This is a genomic window from Streptomyces viridiviolaceus (genome assembly GCF_014650995.1).
GTDB lineage: Bacteria > Actinomycetota > Actinomycetes > Streptomycetales > Streptomycetaceae > Streptomyces > Streptomyces viridiviolaceus.
In genome coordinates this window covers 256,677-274,993 of record NZ_BMWA01000005.1, presented here as the reverse complement: position 1 = coordinate 274,993, position 18,317 = coordinate 256,677, and the positions used below count along the sequence as shown (strand labels likewise).

The 18,317-nt window shown below is 72.7% G+C and carries 17 protein-coding genes; 8 read left to right on the top strand and 9 right to left on the bottom strand.

Annotation, left to right across the window (positions count from 1 at the left end; translation table 11 throughout):
• Window positions 1-69: 69 nt before the first annotated feature.
• The 4 genes from IE260_RS09050 (at window position 70) to IE260_RS09035 (ending at window position 5,312) form a co-directional block, all read left to right on the top strand.
• Window positions 70-1,965 (top strand): ABC transporter ATP-binding protein, encoded by a 1,896-nt coding sequence (locus IE260_RS09050; protein ID WP_189869965.1) that lies wholly within the window; start codon window positions 70-72, stop codon window positions 1,963-1,965.
• Window positions 1,962-3,743 carry an ABC transporter ATP-binding protein gene (locus tag IE260_RS09045; protein ID WP_189869964.1) on the top strand — a complete coding sequence of 594 codons (1,782 nt, stop codon included), beginning with the start codon at window positions 1,962-1,964 and terminating at the stop codon, window positions 3,741-3,743. The genes IE260_RS09050 and IE260_RS09045 overlap by 4 nt, the downstream gene beginning before the upstream one ends.
• 765 nt (window positions 3,744-4,508) lie before the next feature.
• Window positions 4,509-4,979, top strand: coding sequence for a DUF5709 domain-containing protein (locus tag IE260_RS09040; protein ID WP_189869963.1), 471 nt, complete (start codon window positions 4,509-4,511; stop codon window positions 4,977-4,979).
• Between the two features lie 60 nt (window positions 4,980-5,039).
• Entirely contained in the window at window positions 5,040-5,312 is a 273-nt protein-coding gene (locus IE260_RS09035; protein ID WP_189869962.1) for a type B 50S ribosomal protein L31, read from the top strand.
• Between the two features lie 68 nt (window positions 5,313-5,380).
• On the opposite strand, the gene IE260_RS09030 is transcribed toward IE260_RS09035, so the two are convergent.
• Window positions 5,381-6,175, bottom strand: a complete 795-nt coding sequence (locus IE260_RS09030) for a metal-dependent hydrolase (protein ID WP_189869961.1) — start codon at window positions 6,173-6,175, stop codon at window positions 5,381-5,383.
• 145 nt (window positions 6,176-6,320) lie between these two features.
• On the opposite strand from IE260_RS09030, the gene IE260_RS09025 reads away from it, so the two are divergent.
• Together IE260_RS09025 and IE260_RS09020 are read left to right on the top strand one after the other, a co-directional pair.
• The gene (locus IE260_RS09025) at window positions 6,321-8,834 is read left to right on the top strand and encodes a DEAD/DEAH box helicase (RefSeq protein ID WP_189869960.1); all 2,514 of its coding nucleotides are present in this window, start codon (window positions 6,321-6,323) and stop codon (window positions 8,832-8,834) included.
• Between the two features lie 19 nt (window positions 8,835-8,853).
• Window positions 8,854-9,720 carry an acyl-CoA thioesterase gene (locus IE260_RS09020; RefSeq protein ID WP_189869959.1) on the top strand — a complete coding sequence of 289 codons (867 nt, stop codon included), beginning with the start codon at window positions 8,854-8,856 and terminating at the stop codon, window positions 9,718-9,720.
• A gap of 1 nt (window position 9,721) precedes the next feature.
• Here IE260_RS09020 and IE260_RS09015 read toward each other — a convergent pair whose 3' ends face one another.
• Window positions 9,722-10,762, bottom strand: coding sequence for a DUF6397 family protein (locus tag IE260_RS09015; protein ID WP_189869958.1), 1,041 nt, complete (start codon window positions 10,760-10,762; stop codon window positions 9,722-9,724).
• Between the two features lie 137 nt (window positions 10,763-10,899).
• The gene (locus IE260_RS09010; protein WP_189869957.1) at window positions 10,900-11,313 is read right to left on the bottom strand and encodes a roadblock/LC7 domain-containing protein; all 414 of its coding nucleotides are present in this window, start codon (window positions 11,311-11,313) and stop codon (window positions 10,900-10,902) included.
• A gap of 104 nt (window positions 11,314-11,417) precedes the next feature.
• Here IE260_RS09010 and IE260_RS09005 point away from each other — a divergent pair, with 104 nt between their 5' ends.
• The gene (locus IE260_RS09005; RefSeq protein ID WP_189869956.1) at window positions 11,418-11,846 is read left to right on the top strand and encodes a PPOX class F420-dependent oxidoreductase; all 429 of its coding nucleotides are present in this window, start codon (window positions 11,418-11,420) and stop codon (window positions 11,844-11,846) included.
• Window positions 11,847-11,874: 28 nt separating this feature from the next.
• On the opposite strand, the gene IE260_RS09000 is transcribed toward IE260_RS09005, so the two are convergent.
• The 5 genes from IE260_RS09000 to IE260_RS08980 form a co-directional block, all read right to left on the bottom strand.
• Window positions 11,875-12,480, bottom strand: a complete 606-nt coding sequence (locus IE260_RS09000) for a GTP-binding protein (protein ID WP_189869955.1) — start codon at window positions 12,478-12,480, stop codon at window positions 11,875-11,877.
• A gap of 95 nt (window positions 12,481-12,575) precedes the next feature.
• Window positions 12,576-12,986 carry a DUF742 domain-containing protein gene (locus tag IE260_RS08995; RefSeq protein WP_189869954.1) on the bottom strand — a complete coding sequence of 137 codons (411 nt, stop codon included), beginning with the start codon at window positions 12,984-12,986 and terminating at the stop codon, window positions 12,576-12,578.
• A 22-nt stretch (window positions 12,987-13,008) separates the two neighbouring features.
• Entirely contained in the window at window positions 13,009-13,446 is a 438-nt protein-coding gene (locus IE260_RS08990) for a roadblock/LC7 domain-containing protein (protein ID WP_189869953.1), read from the bottom strand.
• Entirely contained in the window at window positions 13,443-15,965 is a 2,523-nt protein-coding gene (locus IE260_RS08985) for a sensor histidine kinase (RefSeq protein WP_189869952.1), read from the bottom strand. The genes IE260_RS08990 and IE260_RS08985 overlap by 4 nt, the downstream gene beginning before the upstream one ends.
• A gap of 58 nt (window positions 15,966-16,023) precedes the next feature.
• On the bottom strand, window positions 16,024-16,797 hold the full coding sequence (locus IE260_RS08980) for an MHYT domain-containing protein (protein ID WP_189869951.1): 774 nt from the start codon (window positions 16,795-16,797) through the stop codon (window positions 16,024-16,026).
• Between the two features lie 152 nt (window positions 16,798-16,949).
• Between IE260_RS08980 and IE260_RS08975 the strand changes: the two genes are divergently transcribed.
• Complete coding sequence (locus IE260_RS08975; protein ID WP_189869950.1) at window positions 16,950-17,549, top strand: class I SAM-dependent methyltransferase; 600 nt, start codon at window positions 16,950-16,952, stop codon at window positions 17,547-17,549.
• A 4-nt stretch (window positions 17,550-17,553) separates the two neighbouring features.
• Here IE260_RS08975 and IE260_RS08970 read toward each other — a convergent pair whose 3' ends face one another.
• Window positions 17,554-18,309 carry an alpha/beta fold hydrolase gene (locus tag IE260_RS08970; protein WP_189869949.1) on the bottom strand — a complete coding sequence of 252 codons (756 nt, stop codon included), beginning with the start codon at window positions 18,307-18,309 and terminating at the stop codon, window positions 17,554-17,556.
• Between the last annotated feature and the right edge of the window lie 8 nt (window positions 18,310-18,317).

Sequence of the window (18,317 nt, the reverse complement as noted above, 5' to 3'; positions counted from 1 at the left end):
TTGCACGGTTTGCAGCCACTTGATGCCGTGTTGCGCGCGGCACCCCCTGACCCGAGCAACTGGGACGTCATGCAGATCCAAGACCTTCCGTACCCCGACCCGGGCGTGCCTGACGCCCGCTCCGGTCCCCGATTCCTGTGGTGGCTCTTCCGGAACCAGCTGGGCGGGCAGCTCAAGTCGCTGGCCTGGGGGCTGCTCCACTTCGCCTCCGTCTCGGCCCTGCCGTTCTGCGTCGGCCTCGCCGTGCAGGCCGTCGTCGACCGCTCCGGCACGCGACTCGCCCTGGCGGGCGGCCTGCTGGCCCTGGCGTGCGTAGGCAACGCGCTCGGCGACACCTTCCTGCACCGCGCCGCGGTGACCAACTGGATCACCGCCGCCGCCCGCGTCCAGCAGTTGCTGGCCCGCAAGGCCGCGCTGCTGGGCTCGGCGCTGACCCGGCGCGTCGCGGCGGGCGAGGTCGTGGCCGTCTCCACGGGCGACGTGGAGAAGATCGGCTGGTTCGTGGAGGCCGTGTCCCGCTTCACCGCGGCGGCGCTGACCATCGTGCTGGTCTGCGTCGGCCTGGTGGTCTACGAGCCGGCGCTCGGCGCCGTCGTGGCCGTGGGCCTGCCGGTGCTCGCCCTCGCGGTGCTTCCCCTGCTCCCCCGGGCCACCCGGCGCGCCGACGTCCAGCGGGAGAAGGCCGGCCGCGCCACCGAACTGGCCTCGGACACCGTCGCCGGACTGCGCGTCCTCCGTGGCATCGGCGGCGAGGAACTGTTCCTCGACCGCTACCGCCGCGCCTCCCAGGAGGTCCGCCACGCGGCCGTGCGCAGTGCCCGCATGTGGTCCCTGATCTCCGCGATCCAGGTGCTGCTGCCGGGGCTGCTGCTGATCGCGGTGGTCTGGTACGGCGTGCACCTGGCCCGTGAGGGCCGGATCGGCGTCGGTGAACTCGTCACCGTCTACAGCTCCGTCATGATCCTCACCTACCCGCTGCGGCACTTCGAGGAGATCGCCATGGCGTACTCCTTCTCGCGGCCGTCGGCGAAGCGGGCCGCACGGGTGCTGTCGCTGGAACGCGCCACGGACACCACGGGATCGCGCCCCGCCGGCATCCCGTCCGGGGACCTGTACGACCCGGCCACCGGCCTGCTCGCGCCGACGGGCCGGCTCACCGCCGTGGTCTGCGGCGACCCCGACGCGGCCGGCCGCCTGGCGGAACGGCTCGGAGGGCACCCGTCGGAGCAAGGCGCGTCGGTGCTGCTGGGCGACGTCCCGCTCGACGAACTGCCGCTGGACTCCGCGCGCACCGCCGTCCTGGTGCAGGACAAGGACCCGGTGCTGCTCTCCGGCACGCTGCGCGAACTGCTCGACGTACCCGCGTCCGGCGCTGTCGGCGCCGAGGACGCTCTGGCCGCGGCCCAGTGCGGGGACGTGCTGGCGGCACTCGTGCAGGGGTCGCTCGGGGCCGAGGACCCGATGGACGCCCGCATCAGCGAACGGGGCCGCTCCCTCTCGGGCGGCCAGCGCCAGCGGCTCGCGCTGGCCCGGTCCCTGATCACCGACCCGGAGGTGCTCGTCCTGGACGAGCCGACCTCCGCCGTGGACTCGCACACCGAGGCGCGGATCGCCGAGGGCGTGAGGAGCCTGCGGGCCGGGCGCACGACAGTGGTGTTCACCTCGTCGCCGCTGCTGCTGGACCGGGCGGACCGGATCGTGTTCCTGGACGACGGGGAGGTCGCGGCGGTCGGCACCCACCGGGACCTGCTGCACACCGAGCCGCGGTACCGGGCGGTGGTGACGCGCGAGACCGACGAGGAGACCGCCGCCGCGCAGCGGGACGAGGACGCGCCGGCGGACGCCCACAGGGGAGACGGCGTCCTGGACGGCGCCGGCGTCGCCCTGGACAAGACCCTGGACGACGACGTCCTCGGTGACGACGACGTACTGCACCGACTGGAAGAGATCGAGGAGACGGCATGATCGGCGTGGCGCCACCGTCGTACGACCCGGCGGCCCCCACCACGGCGAGCACCCTGCCCGTCGGCGCCCCCACGACCGTACGCGCGTACGTGGGAGAGCTGCTGCGCCGGCACCGCCGTGCCTTCGTCTTCCTCGTCGCCGTCAACACCGTCGCCGTGGTCGCCTCGATGGTGGGCCCCTACCTGCTGGGCGGACTCGTGGAGCGGGTGTCGGACGACGCCCGCGAACTGCACCTCGGGCTGACGGCCACGCTGTTCGTGATCGCGCTCGTCGTCCAGGCGGTGTTCGTGCGGGAGGTGCGACTGCGCGGAGCCATGCTCGGCGAGCGGATGCTGGCCGATCTGCGCGAGGACTTCCTCGTGCGATCGGTCGGGCTGCCACCGGGCGTGCTGGAACGGGCCGGCACGGGTGATCTGCTCTCGCGGATCACGACGGACATCGACCGGCTCGCCAACGCCATGCGCGAGGCCGTGCCCCAGCTGTCGATCGGCGTCGTGTGGGTGGCGCTGCTGCTCGGCGGCCTCGTGATCACCGCACCGCCGCTGGCGCCCGCGGTGCTCCTCGCCGTGCCTCTCCTGGTGATCGGCTGCCGCTGGTACTTCCGCCGGGCACCCTCCGCCTACCGCTCCGAGGCCGCCGGGTACGCGGCCGTGGCCGCCGCGCTCGCCGAGACCGTGGACGCCGGGCGCACCGTCGAGGCCCACCGCCTCGGCGCCCGTCGCATCGAACTGTCGGAACGCCGGGTCCGCGAGTGGACCGCCTGGGAGCGCTACACGCTCTGGCTGCGGTCGGTGCTCTTCCCCGTCATCAACGTCACGCATGTGACCGTGCTCGCCTCCGTCCTGCTGATCGGCGGTGTGTTCGTCCTGCAGGGGTGGATCGGCGTCGGTCAGCTGACGACGGCGGCGCTGATCGCGCAGATGCTCGTCGACCCGGTCGGTCTGATCCTGCGCTGGTACGACGAGCTGCAGGTCGCCCAGGTGTCGCTGGCGCGGCTGGTCGGCGTCCGGGACATCGAGCCGGACGCCGGCGACCCGTCGTTGACCCCCGACGGCCGACATGTACACGCCGACCGGGTGCACTTCGGCTACGTCGAGGGCGTGGACGTCCTGCGCAAGGTGTCCCTCGAGGTCGCCCCCGGCACGAGGCTCGCCCTGGTCGGCCCCTCCGGCGCCGGCAAGTCCACCCTGGGCAGGCTGCTCGCCGGCATCTACGGGCCCAGGGACGGCCGGATCACCCTGGGCGACGCGGAACTGTCCCGCATGTCCGCCGAGGAGGTCCGCTCGCACGTGGCCCTGGTCAACCAGGAGCACCATGTCTTCGTGGGCTCCCTGCGCGACAACCTGCGCCTCGCCCGCACCGGCGCCACCGACGCCGAGCTGTGGGCGGCGCTGGGCGCCGTCGACGCAGACACGTGGGCCCGTGGGCTCGACGACGGCCTCGACACCGAGGTCGGCTCGGGCGGCTTCGCGCTCACGCCGGCGCAGGCCCAGCAGATCGCGCTGGCCCGTCTGGTGCTGGCGGACCCGCACACGCTGGTGCTGGACGAGGCCACGTCCCTGCTCGACCCGCGGGCCGCACGCCACCTCGAACGGTCCCTGGCCCGCGTCCTGGACGGGCGCACGGTGGTCGCCATCGCCCACCGGCTGCACACCGCCCACGACGCGGACGTCATCGCCGTCGTCGAGGACGGCCGAATCAGCGAGCTGGGCAGCCACGACGAGCTGGTCGCGGCGGACGGCGCCTACGCGGCCCTGTGGCGGTCCTGGCACGGCTGACCGGCCCGCCCCGGCCCGCCGGAGGGGGCCGGCCCCCGACCGGGAACCCGTGAACGGCCTCGTCCGGGCTGGGGACGGGCTCGGTCGCACGGAGGCCGGACTCGGACGGCCAGGGGCCGGGGCCCCACCCACGAAGGCCGGACGCGAACAGCCAGGGACCAGGACCCCGCAGACTGAAGCCGGACGCCAACGGCCAGAAGCCAGGACCTCACATACGAAGGCCGGACGCGGCCGGCCGAAGGCCGAGCCTGGACGGCCGAGGGCCCGGTCCGGACGGCCGAGGGCCGAGCCCGGAGGACTGAAGGCCGAGCCCGGAAGACCGAGGGACGAGCCCGGACGGCCGAGGGACGAGGCCGTGAGGCCGCGCGTCCGACTCGGATGCCCCGTGGCGGCCGGCCTCGGGTGCTCACGCCCCGGCCCCGGTCCGCCCAAGGCGCGGCTCGGGCGGCCCGGGGCCGGGCCGGGACCGCCCGGGACCGGGCCCTTGCCGCCGGAGGCCGAGTGCTGCGCTGGAACCGTCGGAGCCGGGCTCGGCACCGTCCCGTCGCCGGTCGGCCGGCGCGGGCCGGGGGCGCCGGGTCCCCGGCAGGGGCCCGTGCCGTTGCGCGGTCCCGAACGGGGGTGGAAGTCTGGAGGGAGGCACCGGCTCGGGGAACGCCCGCACGCCACGAGGTGCGGCCGCGGGCGACGCCAGTGCCCCGTGCAGCGGCGACCTGCCGCGGCCCACGGTGAGAAGGGGCCCGTCCCCACCCCCAGGAGGTACCCGTGAACAGCGCCGACGGATGGGGAGATGACGTCTACCAGCCCGACGGTTCCGAGCAGAGGGAAGACACCGGGCTGCTCGACGCGGAGGACACCCTGGAGTACGACGGTGTCGACGACCCCCTCGACCGGGGCTGGTCCCCGCCGGAGCGGCCATGGGCAGTGGAGCACACCGGCGTGACGGCCGAGGAACGCCACCGCGGCGAGACGCTCGAGCAGCGGCTCGCCGAGGAGCAGCCGGACTCCCTCGCACCCGACGGTGACGGCCTGGGCGACTCCCAGGGCACCGACGGCGAACTGTTGGACAACGAGGTCGGGGCGGCCCGCTCCGGCCGGCTCGTGGCACCCGACGAAGGAACGCACGAGGACGAGGAAGCCGCCCTGGTCGCCAGGGACGTGGGGATCGACGGGGCCGCCGCCTCCGCCGAGGAGGCCGCGATGCACATCGTCGACGAGGACTCCCTGCCCCGCTGACCCCACCGGCCGCGCCGTTCGTGAATCTCCGCCCCGACCCGCGCCGTACAAGGAGCAGCCATGCAGCAGGACAAGCACCCCGACTACCACCCCGTGGTCTTCCGCGACCGCGCCGCCGGTTACGCCTTCCTGACCCGGTCGACCGCCACCAGCGACCAGACCATTGCGTGGGACGACGGCGAGACCTACCCGGTGGTGGACGTGGAGATCTCCTCGGAGAGCCACCCGTTCTACACGGGCAAGGCGCGGACGGTGGACTCGGAGGGGCGCGTCGCACGATTCGAGCGGCGCTACGGCGGAGGTGAGGGGCAAGACGCCGGCGGGACGGGCTGAACGGCCGGGACGGACCCGACGCCCCCGACGCAGCAGCCCGAGCAGCCGGACCGGCGGAACCGGCCGGGTCAGATGACGTTGAGCGCCGCCGCGCAGCCCACTCCGCCGAGGAGCATGAACGCCGGCATCAGCACCTTCAGCTCCACCCAGCTGCCTGCCCGGAACCGCATGCCCTTCGGCGGGCCGATGGGATACCAGCGCTTGCGGCCCACCGGTATCGGCCACAGTATCGGGCAGCCCGAGACGGTCAGCGCGTCCCCGATGTCGTGCACCAGGGCGCCGAGCACGATCGGCAGCCCCAGCCACAGGTACTCCTGGCCTGGCGCGGTGAACAGCCAGTCCGAGCCGCCGTCCGGCTTGTCCAGGATCCCGGCGAGGATCCACGCGCTGGTCGCGGCCAGCAACCAGACCAGGACGTCGCTGCTGGAGCCGCGGGCCGCCCGCCACAGCAGGCCCTCGATGGCGAGCACCATGTGCACGAAGAGAATGGCCAGCACCGCCCAGCGGCCGCCCGTGATGGCCAGGACCGAGGTGCCCGCTCCGATCAGTACGGCCCACAGCCAGGTGTGCGTCAGGGTGCGGTGGCCACCGGAGCGGCGTGGGTCGCCCTGCTTCTTGGTGGCCTTGTAGACGGCGTACGAGAGCTTGTCGACGATCTCGCACAGGCCCCGTGAGACGGGCCCGAAGGCCCGGGAGATGGTGGCGGCCTTGTGATCGAGGTCCGGGGCGAGCGCGGCCCCGGCGCAGATCAGCGCTCCGGCGAGCAGGACCGGCCAGGGCATCGGGTGCCCGGCGGCGGCGGTCGCCGCCCCGACGCCGAGCCAGGCCGCGGCGCCCGACAGTGAGTGTGCTGGTCCCATCATCGCCGTTGCCCGCCCCATTCCTCGTGTGCCGCTGTCCAGTTGACCGGGTCCGCTGACGCGCAGTCGGCGACCCAGCGTAGCGTTCGTGATCTTCGTACGGGCATCCGATTCCCGCATCGCGGCCCGGGCCAGGCAAGATGGGGGCGTGACCCTCATCGATCAGCTGCCGCCGACCGCCGACCCCGACGCCCTCTACGAAGCCTTCGAGTCGTGGGCCCAGGAGCGCGGTCTCACGCTCTACCCCCATCAGGAGGAAGCGCTGATCGAGGTGGTGTCCGGTGCGAACGTGATCGTGTCGACGCCCACCGGCTCCGGCAAGAGCATGATCGCCGCGGGTGCCCACTTCGCGGCGCTGGCCCGGGACGAGGTCACCTTCTACACGGCTCCGATCAAGGCGCTGGTGTCGGAGAAGTTCTTCGAGCTGTGCAAGCTCTTCGGTACCGAGAACGTCGGCATGCTGACCGGCGACGCCTCCGTGAACGCCGACGCCCCCGTGATCTGCTGCACGGCCGAGGTACTGGCCTCGATCGCGCTGCGTGACGGCAAGGACGCGGACATCGGCCAGGTGGTGATGGACGAGTTCCATTTCTACGCGGAGCCGGACCGCGGCTGGGCCTGGCAGATTCCGCTGCTGGAACTGCCGCAGGCGCAGTTCGTCCTGATGTCGGCCACGCTCGGTGACGTCTCGTTCTTCGAGAAGGACCTCACGCGCCGCACCGGCCGCCCCACGGCGGTGGTCCGCTCGGCCACCCGGCCGGTACCGCTCTCCTACGAGTACCGCTACACGCCGCTGACCGAGACGCTCACCGACCTGCTGGAGGCCCGGCAGGCGCCCGTCTACATCGTGCACTTCACGCAGGCGCAGGCCGTCGAGCGTGCGCAGGCGCTGATGAGCATCAACATGTGCACGCGGGAGGAGAAGGACAAGATCGCCGAGCTGATCGGCAATTTCCGTTTCACCACGAAGTTCGGCCGCAACCTCTCCCGCTACGTACGGCACGGCATCGGCGTGCACCACGCCGGCATGCTGCCCAAGTACCGGCGTCTGGTGGAGAAGCTCGCGCAGGCCGGCCTGCTGAAGGTGATCTGCGGTACCGACACGCTCGGCGTGGGGGTCAACGTCCCGATCCGCACCGTGCTGTTCACGGCGCTCACCAAGTACGACGGCAACCGTGTGCGCACGCTGCGGGCCCGGGAGTTCCACCAGATCGCCGGGCGGGCCGGGCGCGCGGGCTTCGACACGGAGGGCTTCGTCGTCGCGCAGGCCCCCGAGCACGTCATCGAGAACGAGAAGGCGCTCGCCAAGGCCGGCGACGACCCGAAGAAGCGCCGGAAGGTCGTCCGCAAGAAGGCGCCCGAGGGCTTCGTCGCCTGGACGGAGAACACCTTCGACAAGCTCATCGCCTCCGAGCCGGAGCCGCTGACGTCCCGCTTCCGGGTCACCCACACCATGCTGCTGTCGGTGATCGCCCGTCCCGGCAACGCCTTCGCCGCGATGCGGCGCCTGCTGGAGGACAACCACGAGCCGCGCAAGCAGCAGCTCCGCCACATCCGGCGGGCGATCGCGATCTACCGCTCGCTGCTGGACGGCGGCATCGTGGAGAAGCTCGACGAACCGGACGCCGAGGGCCGGATCGTCCGCCTCACGGTGGACCTGCAGCAGGACTTCGCGCTGAACCAGCCGCTGTCCACCTTCGCCCTGGCCGCGTTCGAACTGCTGGACCCGGAGTCGCCGTCGTACGCGCTGGACATGGTGTCCGTCGTGGAGTCCACCCTGGACGACCCCCGGCAGATCCTGGCCGCCCAGCAGAACAAGGCGCGCGGCGAGGCCGTGGCCGCCATGAAGGCGGACGGCGTCGAGTACGAGGAGCGCATGGAGCGTCTCCAGGACGTCACGTACCCGAAGCCCCTGGAGGAGCTGCTCTTCCACGCGTACGGCACCTACCGCAGGAGTCACCCCTGGGTCGGCGACCACCCGCTGTCGCCGAAGTCGGTGATCCGGGACATGTACGAGCGGGCGCTGTCCTTCACGGAGCTGGTCTCCTTCTACGAACTGGCCCGCACCGAAGGCATCGTGCTGCGCTACCTCGCCAGCGCCTACAAGGCCCTGGACCACACCATCCCGGACGACCTGAAGTCCGACGACCTCCAGGATCTGGTCGAGTGGCTGGGCGAGATGGTGCGCCAGGTCGACTCCAGCCTGCTGGACGAGTGGGAACAGCTCGCCAACCCGGAGGAGATGACCGCCGAGGAGGCGCAGGAGAAGGCCGACCAGGTGCGGCCGGTCACCACCAACGCGCGTGCCTTCCGCGTCCTCGTCCGCAACGCCCTGTTCCGCCGCGTCGAACTCGCCGCCCTCGACCAGGTCGCGGAGCTCGGCGAGATGGACGCCGACGCCGGCTGGGACGCCGATGCCTGGGGCGAGGCGATGGACAAGTACTGGGACGAGTACGAGGACCTCGGGACCGGACCCGACGCCCGCGGCCCCAAGCTGCTGGTGATCGAGGAGGAGCCGGAGAACGGTCTTTGGCGCGTCCGGCAGATCTTCGACGACCCCAACGGCGACCACGACTGGGGCATCAGCGCCGAGGTCGACCTCGCGGCCTCCGACGCCGAAGGCCGGGCGGTCGTCCGCGTCACCGATGTCGGCCAGCTGTGAACACAGGAGAATCCCACCGATGACGAATCCGGCCGAGAGCCTCGTCGACCTGCTCGACCTGGAGCAGATCGAGGTCAACATCTTCCGTGGCCGAAGCCCCGAGGAATCCCTCCAGCGGGTCTTCGGCGGCCAGGTGGCCGGACAGGCGCTGGTCGCCGCCGGCCGCACCACGGAGAGCGACCGCCCCGTGCACTCCCTGCACGCGTATTTCCTGCGCCCCGGACGCCCGGGCGTGCCGATCGTGTACCAGGTCGAACGGGTCCGGGACGGGCGGTCGTTCACCACCCGCCGGGTCACCGCCGTGCAGCAGGGCCGCACGATCTTCAATCTCACCGCCTCCTTTCACAAGCCCGAGCAGGGAAGCTTCGAACACCAGCTGCCGCCGGCCCGCAAGGTCCCGGCGCCCGAGTCCCTGCCGACCGTCGCCGACGAGGTCCGGCAGCACCTGGGTGCGCTGCCCGAGCAGTTGGAGCGGATGGCTCGCCGGCAGCCCTTCGACATCCGCTATGTCGACCGGCTGCGCTGGAGTGCCGAGGAGGTCGAGGACGCCGAGCCGCGCAGCGCCGTGTGGATGCGCGCTGTGGGACCGCTGGGCGACGACCCGCTCGTGCACACCTGCGCCCTGACCTACGCCAGTGACATGACTCTGCTGGACGCCGTGCGCATCCCCGTGGAGCCCCTGTGGGGCCCGAGGGGCTTCGACATGGCGTCGCTGGACCACGCCATGTGGTTCCACCGGCCGTTCCGCGCGGACGAGTGGTTCCTGTACGACCAGGAGTCGCCGATCGCGACGGGTGGGCGGGGTCTGGCCCGTGGGCGCATCTACGACGTGGAGGGGCGCCTGCTGGTGTCCGTCGTCCAGGAAGGGCTGTTCCGGGCCCTGTAGGTCAGGAGCCTCTGTGCCAGAGCCGACGCAGCAGGCCACGGGGCCGTGGATGCTCCTGGGCCCGCTGCCGCCCCGGTTCGGGGCAGGGCGTGGTGGGCGCCGGCCGACGGGCCGGATGCGGTGCGGGACCGGGCCCGTGTGCCATGGGGGCGGGATGCGCGACCGGGCCGTGCCCGCGCTGCCCGGGGGCCGCGTGCGGGACGGCGCCGTGAACGCGTGCCCGCGGCACAGGTCGTGGCGCCGGGTGCCACTCCCGGGCGGCGTCCACGGCGCGGGCCAAGTCCCTGCGGAGCCGGTCGACCTCGTCCGGATCGGCCGCTGTCATGATGTCCTCGGCGATCTGCGCCGCCGGCGTGCCCGGCGAGCCGTGGGACGGTGGGGCCGGGCGGAACCGGTTCAGACGGGACCGCTCGTACGGATCCGTCACGACCTCCGAGACATCCACCGGATCGAGCAGCGACGCCACGGCGGCGGCACGGGCCCACGGGTCCTCGGCCTGCCGGAGCAAGAACTCCAGGTACCGGCCCCGCCAGTTGCGGGGACGCAGGTCGAGTCCCTCCTTCAGCTGGTCCCGCATTCCCTCGGGTGTACGGCCCGTGAGCAGTGGTGCGTTGCTCTCATCGGCCGCGAACCGCTCCAGTTCCTCGGCCCGGTACATCCAGACGACAGCCCGGTAGCGGTTGAGGTGGAACGCCACGGGGACCAGCAGGCCGAGCCGTGCCAGGCGGGTGAACCGGGCCTTCGTCACCTGCATGAGGGCGGCGCCCTCCGTCGTCCTCACGGTCCGGACGCCGTCCCGGAGCGTCTGCGGGAATCCGTCCTCCGTACGGACCCGGTCGATCTCGGACCGGGCGACGCGTCGGCCGCCTCCCCCTTCGTCGGGTACGGTGCGGATGCGTCCGAGGCGCACTGCGAGGTCGAACTCGCTCCGCTTCAGGCCGAGTTCCCGTGCCGCACGGCTCGGTGCGACCGAGGGGTCGCCGGAGGTGGTGGTCCGCTCCGCCCCGTCCGTGACCTCGTGCGTGATGTTGTTGCCGGACATGCTCGTCTCCCCCGTGGAGTGTGCGGACCGCCGCTGTCTGCGCCCGCCTGACACAAGAACCGTAGCCGCTGCCACGACGTCCGTGGCGAGCCTGTGGATAACTCTGCGGCCGACTCAACGGGGTGGAAAACCGCAGGTCAAAGGTCTATGGACGGCGTCCGGTCCGGCTGCCGCGCATCGACGTCGAGGTGCTCGCCGACCCGGTTCACGAGGAGTGTCATCTCGTAGGCGATCTGACCGATGTCGGCTTCCGCACCGCTGAGCACGCACAGACAGCTGCCGGAGCCCGCCGCGGTGACGAACAGCACCGCGTCGTCGAATTCGACCATCGTCTGACGGACCTGGCCGGCGCCGAAGTGGCGGCCGGAGCCCTTGGCCAGGCTGTGCAGTCCGGACGAGACGGCGGCGAGGTGCTCCGCGTCCTCGCGCCGCAGGCCGGTGCTGGCTCCGGTCACCAGTCCGTCGTTGGACAGGACCAACGCATGGCGCACGTGCTCGACGCGTTCGGTCAGGTCGTCCAGCAGCCAGCCGAGTCCCTGGTTCTGTGCCATGTTCCGGTCTCCCCGTGTGGTCTCCATGCGCGGTCTCCCCCTGGCCGGGGGACCTGCCAGCCAGCCTTCCCCACCCCCGGGCTCCGGGCAAGGAGGATGGGGGCATGGCACAGAAGATGACCGATGAGGAGTGGCGGGAGTTCGTCTCGTACGGCACCCGCACGGGAAAGCTCTCGACCGTCCGCGCGGACGGCAGTCCGCACGTGGCACCGATCTGGTTCCTGCTCGACGGGGACGACGTGGTGTTCAACACCGGCAAGGAGACCGTGAAGGGACGCAATCTCGCCCGTGACGGCCGGGTCGCCCTGTGTGTGGACGACGACCGGCCTCCCTTCGACTACGTCGTGCTCCAGGGCCGCGCCCGGATCTCGGAGGACCTGGACGACCTGCGGCACTGGGCCGCACGCATCGGCGCCCGGTACATGGGCGAGGAACGCGCCGAGGAGTTCGGGGCCCGCAACGGTGTTCCCGGCGAACTCCTCGTCCGCGTCACCGTGGACAAGGTCCTGGCCCAGAAGGCCGTGGCGGGCTGAGGCCGGCTCCCCGGGCGGAGGGAGCCGGTCAGCCCACCGAGTCCAGCAGCCGGGCGGTGTGCATCCGCCCGGCGTACTCGACGAGCCGGATCAGCACCTCCTTTCCCGAGTCGCGGTCCCGGGCGTCGCACAGCACCACGGGCGTTCCCCGGTCGAGGTCGAGGGCGCGCGAGACGTCCTGGGGGCCGTGACGTCGCGCGCCCGCGAAGCAGTTGACGGCGACGACGAACGGGATGCGCCGGTGCTCGAAGTAGTCCACCGCCGGGAAGCAGTCCTCCAGGCGCCTGGTGTCCGCGAGGACGACGGCGCCGAGGGCCCCCTGTGACAGTTCGTCCCACAGGAACCAGAAGCGGTCCTGGCCCGGTGTGCCGAAGAGGTACAGGGAGAGTCCGGACCGGATGGTGATGCGACCGAAGTCCATGGCGACGGTCGTGGTGACCTTCTGGTCGACGCCGTCGAGGTCGTCCACCGACTGTCCCGCCTCGCTGAGCAGTTCCTCCGTACGCAGCGGCCTGATCTCACTGACCGCGCCCACCAGGGTGGTCTTGCCCACGCCGAAACCTCCGGCGACCAGTATCTTCAGTGCCAGCGCGGCCGTCTCGCCGCCCGTGGCGTCGGAGTGCTCGGAGACCATCGATCACTTCTCTCGGGAGTGCGGGCAGCGGGAGACACCGCGGATGTCGGGACGGTCGTGAACGTTCTTTCCTGTCATGGCTTCTCGGCTCTCCTCTACAGCGCGCGCAGTCCGTCGATCACTTCGCGCAGGATCCGCTCGTCGGGCAGCTGCGCGGGCGGTACGGGACGGCTGACGGTGACGGAGCCGAGTTCCACCAGGTCGCCCAGGAGCACCCTCACGACGCCCACCGGCAGGTCGGCGCCTGCGGCGAGTTCGGCGACCGACTGGGTCTCGGTGCGGCACAGGTCGATCAGGGCCCGGTGTTCCGGTCCGAGCGCGGTCTCGTCGGCTCCGGGTGCGCCGGGGTCCAGCGTCACGAGGGAGATGAGGTCGAAACGCACGCCGGCGGGGCCTGACCGGGTGCGTCCGCCCGTCATCGCGTACGGGCGGACGAGGGGCCCGGCCTCGCTGTCGTACCACTGGCTGCCCAGCCGGTTCGGGCCGCCCGTCGTGTCCTCGGTCATCTGTACGGACCGCCCTCCCGGATCATCCGGCGGCGGACGGACGCGCGGTGGCGCGGGGCGCCGTGTAGAGGTGCTCCCCTACGCGTTTGACCAGTCGGGCCATCTCGTAGGCCACCAGTCCTATGTCGGCCGTCACGGCGGTGAGGACGGCGAGGCAGGAGCCGTCGCCCGCGGCGGCCACGAACAGGAATCCGTCGTCCATCTCCACCATGGTCTGCCGCACGCCCCCCGCGCCGAAGTGCCGGCCCGCGCCCTTGGCCAGGCTGTGGAAGCCGGAGGCGACCGCGGCCAGGTGCTCGGCGTCCTCGCGGCCGAGGCCGCTCGACGCGCCCACCGCGAGACCGTCGTTCGACAGCACCACGGCGTGCCGCACTTCGCCCACACGCACGACCAAGTCGTCCAGCAGCCAGTCGAGTTCGCCGGACCGCTGGGCGGTCTTCATGCTCGGGTCCTGGATCATGCGGGGTCTCCTTCGCTGCTGTTGCTGCCGACCGTCGGTGCGGGCGGGGCCCCACGGCCGGGTTTCCGGCCGCCACCGCGCGTCCAGCCGTCCCGGTAGGCCGCCATGCGGTCCCGTACGAGTTCGGGGGTGCGCTCGTCGTCTCCGTGGGCCGGGGGCGGCGCGGGTTCCGCCGGTCGCCCGTCGCGCAGTTGGGGGGCGAGGCTGGCCTGCCGCACGCGACGGGGCAGGTCGTCGGTGTCCGCGGAGTCGTCGTGGGGCCGGTGCAGTCGCAAGGCGGAGACTCCTCGGGGTGGGCTCGGCGCCGTGTTCTCCGCCGCGGCCGGTACGGGTGCCACCAGTGCCGGCCGGTCCGCCGGTGCGGCGACGGGCTCCTGGTCCGGCACGGCGTCCGGCACGCGCGCGTACGAGCGCTCCTGGAGCTGCGGTGTCTCCGGTGTCTCCGGGAGGGAAGGTTCCGCCGCACCACTGTGCAGCAGAGCGGTGGGCAGCAGCACGACGGCGGTGGTGCCGCCGTAGGGCGAGGTCCGCAGGTGCACCTTGATGCCGTGCCGGGCCGCGAGCCGGCTCACCACGAACAGGCCAAGCCGGTCGCTGTCGAACAGGTCGAGTGCCTCGGACTGGGCGATGCGGCGGTTGGCCTCGGCCAGGGTTTCCCTGCCCATGCCGAGCCCGCGGTCCTCCACCTCGACCGCGTAGCCGTTGCCGACGGGCTCGCCGGTGACGCGCACGCGCGTGTGGGGCGGCGAGAACTGGGCGGCGTTCTCGATGATCTCGGCCAGGAGGTGGGTGAGGTCGGCGACCGCGGCCCCGATGACGGACGCCTCGGGAAGCCGGCGCACCTCCACGCGCGCGTAGTCCTCGATCTCGGAGACGGCCGCGCGGACCACGTTCGTCAGGGATACCGGCATGCGCCAGGCCCGCCCGGGTGCCGCGCCGGAGAGGATGATCAGGCTCTCGGCGTGGCGCCGCATCCGCGTGGTGAGGTGGTCCAGACGGAAGAGGTCGCTCAGCTCGTTCGGGTCGTCGGAGCGGCGTTCCATGCTGTCCAGGAGGCTCAGCTGGCGGTGGACGAGGACCTGGCTGCGGCGGGCGAGGTTGACGAAGACCCCGGAGATGCCGCTGGCGAGCTCGGCGCGTTCCACGGCGGCACGCAGCGCGGCGCGGTGCACGGTGCCCAGGGCCTCGGCCACCTGACCGGTCTCGTCCTCGGCGGGCGGCTTGGGCGGGGCCTCGGAGCGGATGTCGATCTCCTCCCCCGCGCGCAGTCGCCGCATGGCCTCGGGGAGTTTGCGCCGGGCGATCCCCAGGGCGCTGTTGCGCAGGCTGATCAGCTCGACGACGAGACCGCGGCCGATGCGGACGGAGATGACGAGCGACGCGGCGACCGCGGCGAGGCCGAGGAGGACCGCGGCCCCGGCCGGGGTGAGCACGCCCCGGGTGAAGGGGTCGGCCCGGTCCGCGACGTCTCGCGCGGCGTCCCGTTCGATCGACCGCATGCCGTCCTGTACGCGCGCGTGCACCCCGTCCCAGGTGGTCCGGGGTGCTGCCGTGCCGAGCGCCCGTGCGCCCGGACCGCCGGCCAGCAGCTTGTCCTCGGCGGCGCTCAGGGTCGCGTAGTCGCCGCCGGCGGCGAGCTCCTGCCAGGCGGTGCGTTGCGAGCCGCCCAGGTCGGCGACGGCCGACTCGGTCAGGGCCCGCCGTGTGGCGACGGCGCCGGTGAACAGCCGCAGCCGCTCGCCGTCGAGGCCTCCGTCGAGGCGGCCACTGGCGAGCACCGCGTCCTCCTGGGCCAACGCCTCGCCCGCGCGGGAGAATTCGACCAGCACGCGCGCGTCGGACCCGGGATCGGCGTCCTGGATGCCGCTCAGCGCGCCGCCCACCCCGAAGGCCGCCGAGATGGCCTTCGTGTACTGCCTGTACGTCTCCTCCCAGCCCGTACGGCGGTCCAGCACGGCGGTACGCAGGGGACCCAGCCCCTCGACGCCGCTGACGAAACCTTCGAGCCGCCGAGCCACCCCGGCGGGCAGTTCCTCGCTGTCGGCGACGGTGTTGCGCTCGCCGAGCCGCAGTTTCCGCACGGCCCCGTCGGTCCGTGCGGAAAGCTCCTTGTAGTCGTCTTCCGGCACGGCCGTCGGATCGGTGGCGAGGCGCACCGCGGCCAGGCGCTCTGCCTGCAACGCGGCCACGGCGGCGCGCACGGGAGTCCGGACCTGGGCGTCCACGCGCTGCACCTGCCGCAGCCGGGAGATGTCCTGGGCGGTGGTGACGGTGGCGTACGCCCAGAGGGCCAGCAGGGAGACGACCGGCACCATCAGCAGGCAGACGATCTTGGCGCGCACGGTGCGGGGCCGGACACGTCGGCGCCAGGCACGCGGGGCGGCCGCTTCCGGTGCCGCGTCCGCAGGCTCGGCCGGGCCTTCGTCGGCTGGTGGCCCGGCGTGCGCCCGTCGGCCGCGCACGGGGGGCGGGGACGGCGTCTCGGCGCCGGCTGCGGGGGTCGTACGGGGTGTACGCATGGCCTCCTCGCTGGGTACTGGTTCGGGGCGTTCCGTCCGGGCCGTCGAGGGTGCGCCGCTAGCGGGCGGCGCTCTCGACGGGCTGCTGGGCCGAGGCGGACGCCTCGCGCTCTCCCGCCGTCGGCGACAGCGCGACGAAGGCCGAGGTCAGGAACAGGTAGGAGCCGAGGCCGACGGCGAGCGGGAAGATGAACTGCATCGCCGTGGCCCCGGACAGAGACTCGCTCGACGGCGTGACACGCACGCTCACCGCGAGCATCCCGGTGTAGTGCATGCTGCTCACCGCCGCCCCCATGATCAGCGAGGCGAGTGTGACCGCGACGGGCGACTTGATGTTGAGCGCCGCCCACAGGGCCGCCGTGGCCGCGGCGACGGCGATCAGGACGGAGAGTCCGACGAGCATCGGGTCGTAGCTCACGTCACCGTGCAGTCGCACGGCCGCCATGCCGAGGTAGTGCATGCTCGCGACGCCGAGGCCGGTGGTGAGCCCGCCGAGCAGGAGTGCACGGCCGCGGTCCCGGCCGTAGCCGACCGCGAAGACCCCGGCGCAGACGACGATCACGGCCACCAGCAGACTCGTGAGGGTGAGCGGCACGTCGTAGCGGATGTCGGTGCCGCTGGCGCGGAAGCCGAGCATGGCCACGAAGTGCATCGTCCAGATGCCCGTGCCGATCGCCGAGGCGGCGGTGAGGAGCCAGTTGCGGCGCGAGCGTCCGGTGGCGCCGAGGGCGCGCACGGTGCAGCGCAGTCCGAGGGCGGCGCCCGTACAGGCCATCGCGTACGACAGCACGGGGGTCAGCCAGCCCAGGGCGGCGTGGTCCAGGTGTCCCATGGCCCCGGGACGCTAGTCCGGGCAGGGGTGCACAACAGGGGCGCATTTCGAAAGCTGCTGGGATATGACGCAGCGGTGTGCTGGAACGATCGCGTCACGCCCGAACATGCGCACTGCGGCGTCATCCGTGCCGGTGAGGAATCATGCGGAACATGAGCGACGACCACACACACGTCCAGGAATTCTTCACCGCCCGCGCCGCCGACTGGGACAGCCGGTTTCCCGACGACGGCCCCGCCTACGCGGCCGCGGTCGCCGAGCTGGGCCTGCGTCCGGGGGACCACGTGCTCGACGCGGGCTGCGGCACCGGACGCGCCCTGCCGCCGCTTCGGGCGGCCGTGGGACCGTCAGGGACGGTCGTCGGGGCCGATCTGACGCCCGCCATGCTCCAGGCCGCCGTACGGGCCGGCCGGGACCGTGACGGGCGGCTGCTGCTGGCCGATGTCGCCGCGCTGCCGCTGCGGTCGCGGTCGCTCGACGCCGTGTTCGCCGCGGGCCTCGTCGCGCATCTGCCGGACCCGGCGGGAAACCTGCGGGAGCTGGCGCGCGTGGTGCGTCCCGGTGGTGTGCTGGCGCTGTTCCACCCGATCGGGAGGGCGGCGCTCGCGGCCCGGCAAGGACGGCAGATCACGCCCGGCGACCTGCGCGCGGAGCCCAACCTCCGTCCGCTGCTGGCCGGTTCCGGGTGGCGCATGACGTCGTACGTCGACGAGGACGCCCGGTTCCTGGCTCTGGCCGTCCGCGAGGGCTGATCGTTCAGCCCTGGCCCGCGACAGCCGCCGCGAACGCGTCGGGGTTGTCGAACATGACGTTGTGCCCGGCGCCGGGCACGGTCACCACGCGCACGCCCGCGGCGCGAAGCGCCTCCCGGCCCTCCAGCTCGCCGCTGAGTTCGCCCTGGAGGTACACGCGGTCGACCGGCAGCGCTTCGAGGATCGTGCGCATCGGGGGCTCCGATCCGTTCCGGAGCCCGACGGCGGAACGGTGCAGTGCGCGCGGGTCGGCCAGCCGCATGGTCGCCGCCCACAGGGGTCCGACGCTCTGCAGTACGCGCGCGTACGCGCCGGTGACGAAGTCGTCCTCCTCGTGGGCGGCGATGCCGCTGCTGCCCGCGCTCGGCGGCGGGAAGGCGTCCAGGTTGGCCTCCGCGAGGACCAGGCGGGAGACGAGTTCGGGCCGCCGGTGGGCGAGGACGAGGGCGACGGCGCCGCCCATGCTGTGTGCGATCAGTTCGGCGCCGGTCAGGCCCGCCGCGTCCAGCGCCGCCGCCAGGGCGTCGGCGTGGTCCTCGAGCGAGTAGCCGAAGTCCTGGGGCCGGTCGCTGATGCCGTGGCCGGGCAGGTCGACGAACAGGCTGCGCCGGCCGGCGAGTTCGGGACGGGCGGCGATGTGGGCGTGGTACACGGCCGAGACCGATCCCAGCCCGTGCACGTACACACGCGCGGGTTCCGCCCCCGGCGTCTCGGTCCAGCGGATACGGCTCCCCCTGCCGTCGAACTCGGCCTGCTCCATCGTGTCCT